Origin of the sequence: Tritonibacter sp. SIMBA_163, from assembly GCF_046535935.1 — a bacterium.
Lineage (GTDB): Bacteria > Pseudomonadota > Alphaproteobacteria > Rhodobacterales > Rhodobacteraceae > Epibacterium > Epibacterium scottomollicae.
In genome coordinates, this window is sequence record NZ_JAWJBP010000510.1 from 1 (window position 1) to 268 (window position 268).

General features: G+C 62.7%; 1 protein-coding gene. It reads left to right on the top strand.

Going from position 1 to position 268, the window contains the following annotated elements:
- A partial coding sequence (locus tag R0J92_RS23335) for a polyketide synthase dehydratase domain-containing protein (protein ID WP_411053427.1) occupies nt 1-268 on the top strand: 268 nt, incomplete at both ends.

Here is a 268-nt window from a genome sequence, read left to right on the forward strand (position 1 = left end):
TCCTATGGCGCCATCCGGGTGCTGGCCCCGCTGACGCAAGAGATCTTCAGCCATGTGCGTCTGGCAGATGGCACGGGGGATCGCAGTTCTGTCCTGTTCGACATCACCCTGTGCGACACAGACGGCAAAGTGCTCATGGAGATCACACATTTCCGTATGCAGCAGCTCAGCGGCGGCTTCAACCTTTTGCCCGTCCGCAACGACACCACAGCCACCGCACTCGGCCTGACTGCGGAGCCGCAGACGCAGCACCTGTCGCCGGACGAGC